We start from the raw sequence: 15644 nt of genomic DNA on the forward strand, positions 1-15644 counted from the left end.
GGCAGCTAATGCGAGAAACGCTTGAGGTTCAAAAAATTTACCGGCTTACTCCGATGCAGGAAGGGATTCTGTACCACTCGCTGGTAGCTCCGCAAAGTGATGCATATTTTGAGCTGACCACTTTGAAAATTGAAGGTCCTCTGGATGTCGGATTGTTCCAGGAGAGTTTTAACCAGCTGATTCAGCGTCATGATGTGCTGCGTACGAATTTCGTCTACAGCAAGCTTAAGAAACCCCATCAGGTTATCTGTAAGAAGAGAAGGACAACGGTCAGTTACGAGGATTTGAGCTCCCTTCCGGAAGAGGAACGTTTGGAGAGGCTGGATGCTTTTAAAGCACAGGATAAAGCCAAGGGATTCGATCTGCTAAAAGACATTTTAATGAGGATTTGCATTTTCAAGCTGGGACCTGCGCAGTACACTCTGATAAGAAGTCATCATCATATCATTCTCGACGGCTGGAGCTTAGCCCAGCTTACACGGGAGCATTTTGAAATATACAATTCCCTTTGCACGTCCACAGAGAGCGATTATCCGGCTCCGCGTCCTTTTCAAGAATATGTGGACCGGCTTCAAAAGCAGTCCCCGGAGGATTATCGCAGCTACTGGTCGGACGTGTTACAGGATTATGAGACTTCCGCTTCTGTGCCCAAATATAAAAGCAGCAAATCCGGGACCGACGATCCGTATGCCAGGGCGGAGCTTACCTTTACGTTCGATGCGGAGTCTACTCAGCAATTGAACCGGTTGTCACAGCGGTTTAAATGTACGGTAAGCAATGTGTTTTATACCATTTGGGGCATTCTGCTGCAAAAATATAACCGTTCCGACGATGTTGTATTCGGCTCTGTCGTTTCGGGAAGACCGGCAGACATGCAGGGTATCGACCGGATGGTCGGCTTGTTCGTCAATACGATACCGGTTCGGATACGCTGCGAATCCCGGATGGCTTTCGCTGAGCTTCTGCATAAAGTGCAGGAGGAATCGATAGCCTCCCAGAAATATGATTACGGTTCCCTGGCGGAAATATACAACTTGTCGGTGATGAAGCAGAATCTCTTCAATCACCTCATCGTCTTTGAGAACTTCCCTGTCGGAAAAGATCTCGTCGTATCGGGGGATGCCGATTTTAGAGTTACGGAGTATCACATTGAAGAACAAACGAATTATGAAATGAATATTATGGTTTGTCCTTCGCCGGATTTCACATGGACCTTCGTATATGACGAGCGTCAATACGAGCGGAGCCAGCTGGAAGAGACTGTGGGGCACTTCCAAAAAATACTGGAGCAGGTATCGCTTCATCCGGACACACCGGTTGCGGAAATCGAACTGCTTCGTCCGGAGGAGAAATTGCGGCTGACGGAATGGCCGCAAACGGCTTCTGACGGGCAGGACGAAGCTCTGACCCTATGCCGCCTGATTGAAGAACAAAGTGAGCAGAACCCTTCTCAGCCGGCTGTTGTGTTTGACAACCGGACGATCACTTACGGCGAATTCATGAAGGAGGCAGGCCGCCTGGCTTCGGTACTCAGAAGCAGGGGGATCGGTCCGGGTGATGTCGTCGGACTGCTGGCTGCAAGATCGCCGGATCTGCTGATCAGTTTCATGGCGATCTGGATGACCGGCGCTGCTTTTCTGCCGCTTGATGCGGAGCTGCCGCCCGATAGAATCGGGTATATGCTTACCGATGGCGGAGCCAAGCTGCTTGTAACCGATCTTGACCGGATCGGGGAACGCTGCTCCTGGAAAGGGGCAACTTTGTATCTCAAAGATGCCGATCCGGGTGCAGAAGAGCAAACACGGGCTAGCATCACGGCGCATCCCGAACAGCTTGCTTATATATTGTATACGTCGGGTTCTACCGGTGAACCGAAGGGTGTCCAAATCCGGCATCATTCACTGGTGCATATGTTAAACGGGCTATCCGAAGCCGTCCCGTTCCGTCAAGGCAAGACGATTTTAAGTGTCTCCAGCATCTGCTTCGATGTCTTTCTTGTGGAGACCTTGCTTGCTTTAGCTAACGGTCTGCGGATCGTGATGTCCAGCGAGCGGCAGCAGAAGGACCCGAAACAGCTCAGCAAACTGATTCAGGAACACAGCGTCGAGATTGTCCAGGCAACACCGTCCCGCTTGAAGCTGCTGTTGAATGAAGCTTCTTTTGCTTCCTCTTGCGGGCATTTGGAGTATATCCTGGTTGCCGGGGAACAATTCCCCCCATCCCTGCTGCGCAGGGCGACGGAAATCATTCCCCGGACCGCCGTATACAATGTATACGGGCCTACGGAAGCGACTATATATACGACAATTAAACGGCTGACGGCGGATAAGCCTATTACGATAGGGCAACCTCTTGTCAATTACGGGGTCTATATTGTAGACCGTGCCGACAAGTTGCTTCCTGCCGGTGCGATCGGGGAATTGTGTATTGCAGGCAACGGGCTGGCTCAAGGGTACGTAAACAAAGAAACGCTGACTAACGAGAAATTCGGACTCTTGCGGATTGACAGTGGAAGCGGTTTATTGAAGGAAGAGCGGATTTACCGGACCGGCGATCTTGCCAGACGCCTGCCGGATGGCGATATTGATTTTCTCGGAAGATTGGATCATCAGGAGAAAATACGCGGGTTCCGGATTGAACTGGATGAGGTCAGCAGCCGCTTGCAGTCTTACCCGGGGGTCCGTGATTGTCTCGTTACCGTGAACAATGACGACACAGGGGACAAATTCCTGACGGCTTATTATTTGGCGGAGCGCGAGATGACGGTAGATGATTTAACATCCCATTTATCAAAGTTCCTGCCTTACTATATGATTCCGTCGCATTTCATCTGGCTGGAACAATTCCCGATGACCGCAAGCGGTAAAATAAGCTTGCGTGATCTGCCGCAGCCCGGCGGCCACCGCCCGCATCTGGGTGTCGCTTATATGAAGCCGAGTACCGAAATCGAAACAACCATAGCTGGGTGCTGGTCCGCTGTTCTGAAAATAGACAACATCGGAGCGGGGGACAATTTCTTTGATCTGGGCGGCAATTCGATCAAATTGATTGAACTGCTGTCCCAGATGGATTTGCATTTTCCCGGTGCCGTGCAAATTACCGACTTCTTTGTTCATCCGACAATTGCCAAGCTGGCTAAGCATATTGAGGCAGGCCGGAGGGAGATTACAACCATAGAGCCTATGCAGCTCCCCGGAGAATATTTGAAACAGGCGGACCGGGAACGCGGACAAGAGAACGTTGTGCTGCGCTATAAACTGGGCCCGGCACTAAGCGGCATTCTAAACGAGCAGGCCGATAAAGACGGAGTCGGAACAGACGATGTCCTGATCGGTTTATTTGCGTTTCTGCTGGCTGAAATCACCGGGTCCAAGGCATTTCACATAACGGTTTACCTGAAAGAAAGATTAGGATCCCTGCCTGTTGATTTAGCGGATCTGACGGATTTCACGAGCCTGTACAAGAAGATCAATAATCAACTGCTCGAGGCAGAGGCTTTGAACGATCCGGTAAGCCGGCAAAACAATTCCGGACGGGATCAGGTATATATCGGTTTTTCGAGTTCCACGCGGATGCCGGAATCTCTACGGGCATTGTTTGATCTTGTTTTGGTAGTATCGGGGCAGAACGGCGATCTGTCGCTCTTGCTGGAATATAACAGCCGTATGATGCAGGAAGACAAAATGAACGAAATTTTAGCGGGGATCGGACAGTTAATAGAAGTGGTTCATTCGCCATTGGCCAATCGACCGTAACTTACACCAGTCAGGAAGTGAAGGAACTTGATAAATCAGTTTGAGCATATTCGGCGGTTGACGCAGAGCGGCTCTTTGGGGAAGGATTTCTCGCCCCCCGCAATCGATAAACTCGACAAGAGAGAGATCGCGATTATCGGAATATCAGCCCGGATGGCCGCATGTAATCACGTAGATCAGTTCTGGGAACAGTTGCAAGCCGGGAAGGATTTCATCCGGACGATACCTTCGAACAGGAGGGCAGATCAAGAGAGTTTATTTCGATCCCAAGGAATCCAGGCCGATGCCATTGAATATGCTCAAATTGGTTATTTAGATCAGGTGGATCGTTTTGATCCGCATTTTTTCTCGCTGTCTCCCAAAGAAGCGAGCTTTATTGACCCCAGTCAAAGACTGCTGCTCACAGAAATATGGAAGGCAATCGAAGATGCGGGATATGGAAGAGGCCAACTTGCCGGGTCAAAGACAGGCGTATACGTCGGCTATTCCAATGATCCGCTGAGTGATTATAAAACGCTGATTTTTAATGTTTGCCCGGAACAGGTGAACCAATCCGTTACGGGAAATTTAAAATCGGTCCTTGCAAGCCGGATCTCTTATCTGCTTGATTTGAAGGGACCGGCGATGGTTGTGGATACTTCCTGTTCTTCTTCCCTGGTCGCCGTTCATTTGGCCTGTCAGGCTTTGCGTGTTGGAGAATGCCGGACGGCGATTGCCGGGGGGGTAAACATCCGTCTGCTCAATATAGAGGGCGAGGAACACAACAAGGTCGGAATCGAATCCTCGGACGGAAGAACCCGGACGTTCGACGCCAGTTCTGACGGTACCGGAGCGGGTGAAGGCGTAGCAGCTATAGTCCTGAAACCGCTCAATCAAGCTGTGCTGGACGGGGACCATATCTATGCGGTTATTAAAAGCAGCGCAGTTAATCAAGACGGAAATTCTATCGGTCTAACAGCGCCTAATTCACGCGCTCAGTCGGAGGTTATCGTAACGGCCTGGCAAGAAGCCGGTATTGACCCCGAGACGATTTCATATATCGAAGCTCACGGAACAGCGACGCATTTGGGCGATCCTGTAGAGATTGACGGCTTAAGGCAGGCCTTTGAACAGCACACAGCCAAGCGTCAGTTCTGTGCCATAGGCTCTGTCAAAACCAATATAGGTCATCTGGACAGCTGTGCAGGAATGGCCGGCTTGGTCAAAATGACCCTTGCTTTATACCATAAGCAGATTCCTCCGCACCTTCATTTTAAGCGGCCTAACCGGAGAATTCAGTTCGAAGGTTCACCTTTGTATGTGAACGATAGACTGATTCCGTTCCCTGCATCGGGACACCCCCGCCGGGGAGGTGTAAGTTCCTTCGGTTTAAGCGGAACGAACTGCCACCTGGTACTGGAGGAGGCTCCTCTTGAGGAGCTTTCCGCAGAGCAGCCTTCTACAGAAATCCTGACACTTAGTGCGGATGACGAGGCGATGCTGAAGGTTGTTGCGAGGAGCTATCTGGACATCTTGGATACAGTCGAAGCGGAATGCCGTTTGCGGGATTTCTGCTACAGCGTGAATACAGGCAAGAAGCATCGAAAACACCGGGCCGCCTTGCTTGTTAACAGTATCGGAGCTGCCCGGCAGAAGCTTCAGGCGCTGCTGCTCCCAGAGGGGGCAGGGGCCCCAGAAGCACCAGAAGCACCAGAAGTACCAGAGACAGCCCCGCTTACATACAGGGGCAGCTATGAGATTATTCCGGAAACGGTGACGGACAAAGGTCCTAACCAGCTTTCCGTGCAGGATAAAAAAAGGCTGGACGCGGAGGCGGAGAAGCAAGCCGGACAATATGCACGTTCAGGAGGGAACGGTTCTGAGGCGGAGTTAGCCGAAATCGGCAGATTATATGTCCAAGGAGCAGATATTCCCTGGGAACGTGTCTATGCAGGCGGAAGCAGGCGCCGGATGAGGCTGCCTGTGTATCCGCTCCGGCAGGAGCGGTGCTGGCTGCCCCTGTCCGGTGCCGAAGAGGATCGTGAATCTTCCGGCAGCGGCTATTATACGGTGTCTTGGACACCTGCCGTATCTGACGTATCGGAACACACGAGTGCCCGGCAGGATGCACCGAGTCCCGTCCTGCTCATTACAGGCGAGGGCAGGCTTGGGACTGATCTTGCGGATTTACTCAGAAGTGAAGGCCGGACTGTCCTGACAGCCCGCTTGGGAACGAGTTTCGTCCGGGTAGATGACCACAGCTATCAAATCACAAGCAGCGCAGAAGATTACGGGCGGGTGCTTGAAGATGCTGCGGAGCGGGGGATCGGACAAATCCTGTACATGCCGATGGCATCGCCGCAAGACGAGATCAAGCAGGTCAGCCAGCTTCGGGACAAACTCCGCAGCGGATTTCTGGGCTTGTTCAACCTTAACAAAGCATTGAATGGGACCGCGCTTTCTCATAAAGCGGAACTAGTCGTCATTTCCTTAAGAGCCTCTGTAGTCACCGGCGAAGAGACAAGCGTATTTCCCGAGAATTATATGCTCTATGTGCTCGGCAAATCTATCCGGCTGGAGGGAAGTGCCGCGAAAGTCCGCTGTATCGATATGGATGGAAACGAAGACGCGAAACACATTCAAAGCGAGCTGTACACACCCGGTAGTCACGAGGTGGTGGCGTACCGGGACGGGATCCGGTTCGTTGAGGAGCTTGATTTGTTAACGCACGTACAGCGCAAGGTTCCTGCCGTCTCCCTCAAAGAAGGCGGTGTGTACTTGATAACGGGCGGCTCCGGGGAACTGGGAACGCTTGTTGCCCGCAGCCTTGCATCTGCCTGCAAAGTAAAGCTTGCGCTTCTTCAGCGGTCCGCTTCTCTGGATGAGGATCTTGTACAAGCCGTCAGGGAATCCGGCTCGGAGGTGCATGGCTTCCGCGCGGATATCAGCGATGAGGTGCAAGTCCGGCAGGCCTTAACCGGCATAAAGGAAACATTAGGAGCCATCGATGGTGTTATCCACTGCGCCGGGGCCGGAGTAGGCGAACGTGCGGGCAGCCTTCATGAGCAGAAGGAAGAAGAAGTGATGAAACTGCTTGCCCCGAAGGTGATGGGGACTTGGCTTCTGCATGAAGAGACTAAGCGCGAGCAGCTCGATTTCTTTATCATGTTCTCCTCGATATCCTCGATATCAGGGGGCATCCATGATGGCGGTTACAGTGCGGCCAACGGCTATCTGGATTCTTTTGCGGGTTTCCGTCAGCTGGATGGCAGTCATGGAACAGCCATTCAATGGCCGATGTGGCAGGTCACCGCGGGCAAATACGGAATCAGCGATAACACGCACATGTGCAAGACAATTCCTGACGCGAAGGCATTGTCTGTCTTTCATGATTTGATCAGCGCTTCAGAGAATAGGGTGGTGGCAGGTGAACCCCATCCGGCCGTCATCGACGCTCTCAGCACAGTCAGCATCCGAATGTCGGAGCGCCTGGCTGCTGAAGTCGGCAGACTGATTCCTGACCGGCCCGCCTTCTCTCCTAAAGAGGAGGAGGTCGTCCTCAAGGAAACGCAGCTTTCGTCCATCCAGCCCGTCCATCATAAAATCGCACAAATGTGGGCGAATGTGCTTGGGGTGAAAGCTGTCGGGGTGTATGAAAGTTTTTATGAGCTTGGCGGAGATTCGATCTTAGCGACCCGGTTATTCCGGCTGCTTGAGCAAGAATATCCCGGACTGCTCCATGTTTCAGATATTTTCTCCTATCCGACTATTCACGAAATGGCGGTATACATTGAAAAACTGTCTAAGCATATGTCGCAGCCGGAGGACGATGATGAGCTCGACTCGATATTGAATCGTTTGGCGGAAGGGCAATTGACTTCAGCAGAAGCGTCTAAACTTTTGAAAACGGTGAGTGATAACGAGTGGAAACCATAAAAAATTATATCTTGGAGCAGGTCGCTTCCAGGCAGTTATCGAAAGATGAAGCGAAAAAGCTGCTGAAAGACCTTCATTCGGATACGCCTGAAGTGCAGGCAGAAGATGTCGCAATTATCGGAATCTCCTGCCGTCTGCCGGGCGCCCGTAATAAAGAAGAGTTCTGGAGTATATTGGATAAGGGCGCATCCAGCATAGGGCCATTTCCCACTGGACGCAGAAAAGATGTCGATCATCTATTCGCCGTCACGGACGAAGATCCGTATAAGATCGGCGGCTACTTGGAGGAACTGGATACATTTGATCACACGCATTTCCGAATCTCGCCCCGGGAAGCGGAATTAATGGACCCGGCACAGCGTTTGTTTCTGCAAACAGCATGGGAAGCGCTTGAGGATGCCGGTATCGCAGGCACCCAAACCATGCATACGCTTACGGGTATCTATGTGGGGATCGACACGACCGGCGGCTCCAGTTATGCCAGATTGACGGAAGAGATTGACGATCCGTTAATGCTTGCCGGAGCCAGTACAAGTATAGTCGCGAGCCGGTTGAGTTACATTCTGGATTTGAAAGGTCCGGCACTTGTTGTCGACACGGCCTGCTCGTCCAGCCTTGTTGCCCTGCATATGGCATCCAAAGCCGTAGCATCCGGAGAAGTCGGCATGGCTATCGTCGGAGGTGCTGCACTCTCGTATACACCGCTCGGGACACATATGCTGGATTCGACCGACAGCCGGATCCGCACCTTTGATAAAGAAGCGAGCGGAACTGTCTGGGGTGAAGGTATCAACGCGATCGTCTTAAAGCCGATTAGCGCGGCACTTCGCGACAAGAATAGCATCTATGCTGTCATAAAAGGCAGTGCGGTCAACAATGACGGCGCATCCAACGGGATTACGGCGCCGAATGCGAGATCGCAGGAGGAAGTCATAACGAGGGCCTGGAAGGATGCGGGGATCCAGCCCGATACCATCGATTATGTCGAAGCGCACGGGACCGGTACGAAGCTGGGTGATCCCATCGAAATTAAGGGTCTGACCGATGCCTTCCGGAAGTTCACGGACAGAAGACAGTTTTGCGGCATTGGTTCGGTAAAAACCAATATCGGTCATACCGTCGGCGCTTCCGGTCTTGCCTCCGTAATCAAGATGGCGCTCTCGTTGAAGAAAAAAGCGATTCCTCCGACTTTGAATGTCAGTCAGCCGAACCCGTTCATTCCATTCGATGACTCCCCGCTGTACATCCATGATAAACGCACCGATTGGATAAGAGGAAGTCATGCTAGAAGATGCGGGGTGAGTTCCTTCGGGTTCAGCGGTACGAACTGCCATCTTATTATGGAAGAAGCGCCTTGGTCCGAGAATACGGCTGTACAAGCATCTGAGCCACAAAGCCACCTATTCACTTTATCCGCTAAAAGCCAAGAGGTGCTCAGCGATCTTGTAAGGCTATACTGCGGCTGGCTTGCCGCTCATCCGGCTTCAACTATCGGAGATATATGCAAGACCGTTAATTTAGGACGAACGCACCATCATTACCGTTTGGCCGTCACAGCAAGAAGCACAGCGGATCTGCTTAAGAAGCTGGAAGAACTGCCGAGCATCGGGTCTCTCACGCTTCCCTATCTAGGTCCTGATGTATACTGCGGTGTCCACAGCGTAGTGACTATGAAGACGGAGCATAACCGTGATAGAGTCTTGCTCGAGTCGGAAAAGAACGAGCTGACCCGCAAGGCAAACGAAAGCATCCGTTTAATGGAGTCAACGGGTTCGCTGGAACCATTGATCAGTCAGATTAGCCGGTGGTATATCGAGGGGGCTGATATTCACTGGGGGTCCCTATACAAGAAGCACGATTACCGCACTTTACATCTTCCAACCTACCCCTTTGAGAAGCACAGACATTGGATTGAGCGGAAGACGGCGGACCAGGGAAGCGTATACAAGGGGCAGCTCCCGTCACTGCTGAACCGCCGGGCAGCCGCTTCTTACAAGCAATGTATCTATGAGGCGGCGCTAAGCCCGCTAGAGCATTGGTTTGTCTATGAACACCGGGTATTAGGTCAGTATATTCTTCCCGGCACCGTTTATCTGGAGCTCGCGCTCCAGGCAGCCGGTGATTATTTGGGCACCGGCTGCCTGGTCATAGAGAACTTTCAGATCCTGAGTCCGCTGATCTTCGCGGAAGAGGAGGGGAAGGTAATCCAGACCGTGCTGCAGGAGCAGGGGGATTCCTGTTCTTTTCGTATGGTCAGTTTGGAGAGTCAAGGCGCGAATGCGGCAGCCAGTGAGTGGACGGTTCACGCTTCGGGTGAGATCCGTTTATCGCAACTAGAGCAGTCCGGCCGGAACCATCTGCCAGATCTGCAAGATCTGATGCGCCGGCATGAGGAAGAAGCCGTGCTGCTTCCTGAGCGTAAGGATGACGGACTGGCACTGGGACTCAGGTGGCAGGGATCCGTACGGATAAAGGAACACCAGGGAGCGATTATCGCTAAATTGAGTCTTCCCGGCCAAGTTGCAGCGGAAACCAGCCAGTTTACCCTGCATCCCGCGCTGCTCGATATGGCCACGTCGATCGGAGCGATTAAGGACACGTCCAGCGGATTGTTTCTTCCGGTCTCGTACAGACAGCTTATTGTCCGCCGGGCTCTTCCGGCTGCATGCTACAGCTTAGCCGAGCCGCATGCTTCGAATGATCCGGATAAGGATGTTCTGAAATACAACATCACAATATGGGATGAATCAGGACAAGTCGCTGCTGAAATCCTGGATTATACTCTGATTCGGAAGAAAATCCTTCAGGGGCGTTTAAGCCCGCTAGGCCGCAGAGCCTGGCTGCCGGAGCCTTTAACAGCCGAGATGGGCGGGACTTTGCGGCCAGGCGGCACGGTTGTCATTTTTGCAGATGGACAAGGATGGTCCAACCGTATAGCGGCCTGTCTGGAGGAGCTGGGCGCGAATTGTGTATTCGTATACAGCGGCAGTGAGTATCGGTATGAAGAAGGGAATTATTTTGTAGGCAGTGATGAGCAGGATTATGTCCGGTTATTCGCTGATTTGAAACCTTTACCGGTCACACATATTGTATATATTCATCCGGGAGAAGCTCCTGCTTTTGCAGATATAGATACGGTAGAACGATTTGAGGCAAATCAGAAGGCAGGAGCGGACAGTCTGATTTTTACGACTAAAGCGCTGCTGCATCATCAATATACCCGGCAGATTCAGCTGGTGCTTTTGACCGGAACCGTTCATCCTGTCGATGGTCTTGAACAGACGCTGAACCCGGAAAGTGCTGCTCTGATAGGGCTGGCCAAAGTTATCGGGCAGGAATATGATCACCTTCCAAGCCGCTGCATTGATTTTGATGAAACGACTTCCGCTGAAACGATCCTACGCGAAATGGCAGCGTCCGATCATACTTTTGTGACAGCTTTCCGCAGAGGAGTCCGTTATCTGGAATACTTCGAAGAAGTGGAGGAGACGGAGGAAGCGGAGTCCAAGTTCGCCGAGCTTAAAACCGAGGGTGTGTACGTTGTAACCGGAGGGTTAGGCGGAATCGGTTATGAGACAAGTAAGGATTTCTTCGGGCAGAGCGGAGCGAATGTTGCTTTTGTTCATCGCACCCCGCTTCCAGGTTATCTGGATCTACTGAAGGGTACGGTGGAAGACAAACAGCTGCAGCGGCTGGCAAGACTCGAAGAGCTTAACGGACTTGGCATGCAAGCCGAATATCACGCCGCAGATATCGCCAGCTGGGATGATATGGATCTTTTGTTTTCAGAACTCAGAAGACAGTATGGCAGGATAAACGGCATTATTCATTGTGCGGGCATAGCAGGCAGCGGGTTGATGCTCCGCAAGGATATCCAGTCGTTTTATAAGGTTATGGAGCCCAAAATAAAAGGAACATGGGTCTTGGACCGGTTAACTTTACAGGATGAGCTTGATTTCCTGATTACTTTCTCCTCCGTCGCCTCCCTGATCGGGGGAATCGGACAGAGTGATTATACGGCGGCCAATTACTTCCTGGACCGTTATGCGGATTACCGCACAAAGCAGGGAAGAAGAACGTTGAACCTTAACTGGGCTGCGTGGGGCGAAACGGGAATGGCGGCTGATCACGGCGTCAATAAGGACACCATCTTCAAAACACTCCGTACGGATCAGGCGCTTGAACTCTGGGGGCGCGTCCTGCAAAGCGACTTGTCCCAGGCAGTTGTCGGCGAACTGAATCTTGAAGATACGGGGCTGCTTGGACAGCACAAGCTGATGCGTCTGTCACCGAATGTGAGAGCCGCATTGGAAGCGCAGCGGCACGCAGGGGCTAGCGGGAAGAAGGTTGCGGTGAATAAACAGGCCGCACCTCGCGTCGAGCTAACGGGTAAAGCGGACCATGTTTACAGCGAAACAGAACTTCGTATCGGGCAAATATGGGGCCAGGTCCTGGGTTTAACCCGCATTGATATATACAGCGATATTTACAGCTTGGGGGGTGACTCCATCCTTGCTATCCATATCTGCAATCAGATTTCGGAACAGTTTGATGAGAAGGTGGTAATCAGTCATCTCTTTGAGCACCCTACCATTCACCAGCTGTCCGTATATATGGAAAGTCTGAAACATCCGGACGGGCATGCAGCCGGGGCAGCGACTGCGGAAACGACCGCGGAAACGAAGGGTCCTAGCCAGTTGGAACAACGAACGGAGCCGCTAACAGAGCCGCCAAAAGAACAGGTAAAGGAGCAGCAAGTGTTTCAAGCGGAGCTGAAATCCGAAGAGTATTCCGAGCATGAGCTTACAAGCTCGCAGAAGCGCATCTGGTTCCTGCAGCAATATGACCCTCAGCTTGTTACTTACAATCTTGTGTCCAGCCTTCATCTCTATCATGAGCTTGATCTGGAGAAGCTGGAAGCGGCTATGAACAGTCTCATCATGCGGCACGATATGCTGAGGGCGGTGTTCTCGGATAAAGACGGACAGCCGCAGCAGAAGGTGCTTCCGGACTATTCGATGAAGCTAGAGTATATGGAGCTGACCGGAGAAGCTGCGGAGGAGCGCTTGGAAATGCTGCTTATCGAGGAGCAGCATACCGTATTTGACCTGTCCAAGCCGCTGCTGCGCGGGAAGCTGTTTAAGCTTGGAAGCGAGCACTACTGCTTGTCCGTAAGCTTCCACCATCTCATTATGGATGGCTGGAGCACCCGCATCTTTTTTGAAGAATTAAGAGAATTGTATGTGCAGAATCAGAGTGGTGAAGCGCTCTCGCTGAAGCCGCTTGCCAGACAATATACAGACTACGCGGATGAGCAGAAGAACTGGATCGCCAGTAAGGAAGCGGATCAGATGGAACATTACTGGCTGGAAGAATTGGCTAAACCTCTTCCGGTTCTTAGCATGCCTCTGGACTATAACAGACCGCACATGCAGACATTCGAGGGGAGTCATGTGTCCAAACGAATGGATGCGAACACCTTCATCCGTCTCAAAGAAGTAACGAAGCGTCAAGGCGTTACCATGAACATGATCCTGCTGTCCGCGTATGCTTTCCTGCTGCACAAAGTCAGCGGAGACAAAGATATTATAATCGGTTATCCGGTTGCGGGGAGAGATCGTCATGAGTATGAAAGGGTGCTCGGCCTGTTCATGAACATGACCTGCATCAGATTCAAGATGGGCGAGATGCAGACGCTGGAAGAACTGATCCAGTATACCAAGGCCAAATGTCTGGATGCCTACCGCAACGGTTCTTATCCGTTTGAAAATATTGTCGCGAAGCTCAATCCGGATCGCGATCTCAGCAGAAGTCCGATTTTCTCCACGATGTTCCAGTATTTTGAATACGCGCAGGAGAACCGCGGTTTAAGCCAATTCGACCTGTCCTTGATTTGTAAGGAAGAGAGCGATGAGATAAGCATCCGCTTAGAATACAACATTGCGCTGTTTGAACGGCAATCGGTGGAGCGCTTTCTGGACTATTACCTCAATGTGATCGGGGCCATACTGGAGCGGTCACAAGTCCATTTGGCGCAGGTCAGTTTGTTGTCGGACCGCGAGCTGCTCATGCTGAAATCGTTTAATGAGACGGAGATGACAATTCCGGGAGAAACGGCTCTGGGCATGTTTGAAAGGCAGAGCGTCGTAAATCCCGGGTTGAACGCACTGCGGTTCGGAGAGCATACGCTGACGTACGCGCAATTGAATGCCCAAGCGGAACTGCTTGCTGCGGCGCTGCGCAAGAGGGGCGTCCGGAAAGGCTCCGTTGTCGGGCTGCTTGTGGGCAGGTCGCCGGAACTGCTGGTCAGTATTCTGGCCATCTGGAAAGCGGGGGGAGCTTATTTGCCGCTCGATCCCGCTTATCCTAAGGAGAGACTGCTGTTCATGCTGGAAGACAGCGGGGCCTCGATTCTTGTAACGGATAGTCAAAGGAAAAGCCTGCTCGATTTCACAGGAGAAATCGTTCTGGCGGATATGCCTCATGAGCCGGAGTCTGATTGGACTGGCATTTCGTTATCCTTGCAAGACTTGGCTTATGTCATCTATACATCAGGATCGACCGGCAGGCCGAAGGGTGTTTTACTAGGACATCATTCTCTTTCGAATTTTGTCGCCGGAGTACGGTCTAAGATAGAGTTCGGAGCGGACAAGCCTGTTCTCTGCGTGACGACAAGCTCTTTTGATATCTTCATCCTGGAAGCGATTGTGCCGCTCACCGCAGGGGCTGAGGTCGTTCTTGCAGGCGATGCCGAGCAGCTTGACATGCAGCGGCTTGCCGGGCTTATCGTGAAAGAACAAGTCAGGATGGTTCAGATGACGCCTTCCCGGCTGCAGCTGCTGCTCCAGCATGGAAGCAGAGACTGGCTGCCGGGTGTGACTGAAATTATGGTTGGAGGGGAAGAGTTTCCGCCGAAATTGTTAAGTCTTCTCCAGGATCAGACGACTTCTAAGATTTATAATATGTACGGTCCGACCGAGACGACGATCTGGTCCGGTGTCAAAGAATTAACGGCGGCACGCGTTACGATTGGCGGGCCGATCGCGAATACGGGTTTTTACGTGCTGGATGAGCATCTTCAGCCGTTACCTGTCGGGATAATCGGTGAACTGGGTATTGCCGGTTACGGACTGGCCCAGGGCTACATGAACCTACCGGACATCACGGAGCAAAAGTTCGTGGACGCCCCTTTCCAGGATGGGTCCCGAATGTACTTGACCGGTGATCTGGTGAAACAGCTTCCTGACGGTGATCTGATCTATTTGGGGCGCAAAGATAATCAAGTCAAGCTTAGAGGGCACCGGATCGAATTGAGTGAAATTGAGCAGGTCCTTACGGATTTTACGGGAATATCCGAGGCGGCTGCTGTCATAAGAGAAGAAGCATCGGGTCGAACCATGATATGTGCCTACTATATAGGGGAAGGCGAGTTTAGCGGCTCCAAGCTGCGTGCCTACATAGAAACGAAAGTGCCGGATTACATGATCCCTTCTTTCTTTATCAAGCTGGATGAATTCCCGCTGACCCCTAATCAGAAGATTGATAAAAAGGCGCTGCCAGCTCCACTTCTTCACGCATCTTTGGACGATGAGCGCTATGAAGCTCCGGCAAATTCTATAGAAGAAACTCTGGTCCGGTTATGGCAGGAAGTGCTGGAAGTTCCTAAAGTCGGCATTCATGATAACTTTTTTGATTTAGGGGGCGACTCCCTTATGTCCGTTATGCTCATCGCCAAGATTAAAGACTATTATCCGGAAGTAGAGCTGCAGGACATGTTCAAATATACGAGTATCTCCAAAATGGCCAAGTATTTGGATAAGAGGACTGAGGCGGAAGCATCTGCAGGGCAGGAAACGTTAAATCCGGCTCCTAATGATGATCTCGATAAAATTCTCAGCTTGTTCGACAGTGTAAAAAAAGGAGACGTCAGTATGGACACCGCTCTTAAGAACGTGGAAGACTGGAGAGAATAGC

3 protein-coding genes are annotated in these 15644 nt (G+C 51.7%); all 3 read left to right on the forward strand.

Features of this window, described 5'->3' with window-relative positions; all coding sequences use genetic code 11:
- Positions 1-8 precede the first annotated feature (8 nt).
- From EDM21_RS03570 to EDM21_RS03580, 3 genes are read left to right on the forward strand one after another with little or no spacing between them, the layout of a single operon-like run.
- Complete coding sequence (locus EDM21_RS03570) at positions 9-3755, forward strand: non-ribosomal peptide synthetase (protein WP_166541809.1); 3747 nt, start codon at positions 9-11, stop codon at positions 3753-3755.
- A 27-nt stretch (positions 3756-3782) separates the two neighbouring features.
- Positions 3783-7670 (forward strand): SDR family NAD(P)-dependent oxidoreductase, encoded by a 3888-nt coding sequence (locus EDM21_RS03575; RefSeq protein ID WP_157332997.1) that lies wholly within the window; start codon positions 3783-3785, stop codon positions 7668-7670.
- Entirely contained in the window at positions 7658-15643 is a 7986-nt protein-coding gene (locus tag EDM21_RS03580) for a non-ribosomal peptide synthetase (RefSeq protein ID WP_157332999.1), read from the forward strand. Before EDM21_RS03575 ends, EDM21_RS03580 begins: the two co-directional genes overlap by 13 nt.
- Position 15644 lies beyond the last annotated feature (1 nt).

The sequence above is a fragment of the Paenibacillus lutrae genome (assembly GCF_009757775.1).
GTDB lineage: Bacteria > Bacillota > Bacilli > Paenibacillales > NBRC-103111 > Paenibacillus_F > Paenibacillus_F lutrae.